Annotated in this window: 2 protein-coding genes; both read left to right on the forward strand. The window is 42.5% G+C overall.

Annotated elements, in window-relative coordinates; all coding sequences use genetic code 11:
* Positions 1-50 precede the first annotated feature (50 nt).
* Positions 51-329 carry a type II toxin-antitoxin system RelE/ParE family toxin gene (locus tag V5298_RS20765; RefSeq protein ID WP_020745301.1) on the forward strand — a complete coding sequence of 93 codons (279 nt, stop codon included), beginning with the start codon at positions 51-53 and terminating at the stop codon, positions 327-329.
* Positions 329-625, forward strand: a complete 297-nt coding sequence (locus V5298_RS20770; protein WP_202942505.1) for a HigA family addiction module antitoxin — start codon at positions 329-331, stop codon at positions 623-625. Before V5298_RS20765 ends, V5298_RS20770 begins: the two co-directional genes overlap by 1 nt.
* Positions 626-743 lie beyond the last annotated feature (118 nt).

Genomic DNA, 743 nt, shown 5'->3' on the forward strand with positions numbered 1-743 from the left:
TCACAAAAATTACGCTAGCAATCCGTAACCCCTGAGGTTACAATAGAGTCATGATTAAGAGTTTTATACATAAAGGCCTTCAGAAGTTTTACGCTAAAGGAACCACGTCAGGAATTCAGAAAAAGCACGAAAATAAGCTTCGTCTTATTCTGTCGAATCTCGATCAAGCCGAAACACCTGATGACATGGATTTACCAGGCCTTTATATGCATAAACTCAAAGGTAACAGAAATGATATTTGGTCTGTCCGAGTAAGTGGGAACTGGAGAGTAACATACCGCTTTGTTGGACGAGATGTTGAAATCGTTAATTACGAGGATTATCACTAATGAATATGCATAACCCAGCGCATCCCGGTGAGATACTCAAAGATCTTGTTATTGATGCTCTAGAACTGACCATTACTGATGTAGCGCAACATTTAGATGTGAGCCGTAAAACATTATCGAAAGTTCTTAATGGTAAAGGGGCTATCACCCCAGAGATGGCTCTTCGTCTTGAACTAGTTTTCGGTAAGCCTTCTGCGGCCCATTGGCTTCGTTTGCAAAATGCTTTTGATTTGTGGCAAACAAGACAACATCAAGGCTCTTTGCATGTCTCACCGTATAATATGGCTGCGGTATAAAACGCGCATAACAACAAAATCAAGTTCGCCCGCTGCGCGGGCTGGGACGCAAACATGTGGGCTGCTCACTTCGTTCGGATTTTAGCCCACACGTCTGCGCCCCTTATTTAAAAGTTAT

Source organism: Alteromonas sp. 14N.309.X.WAT.G.H12 (assembly GCF_036697315.1).
Lineage (GTDB): Bacteria > Pseudomonadota > Gammaproteobacteria > Enterobacterales > Alteromonadaceae > Alteromonas.

Bases quoted from the DNA above. Each gene is read 5' to 3' on its own strand.
- V5298_RS20765 (WP_020745301.1), top strand. From the start codon at position 51: ATGATTAAGAGTTTTATACATAAAGGCCTTCAGAAGTTTTACGCTAAA.
- V5298_RS20770 (WP_202942505.1), top strand. From the start codon at position 329: ATGAATATGCATAACCCAGCGCATCCCGGTGAGATACTCAAAGATCTT.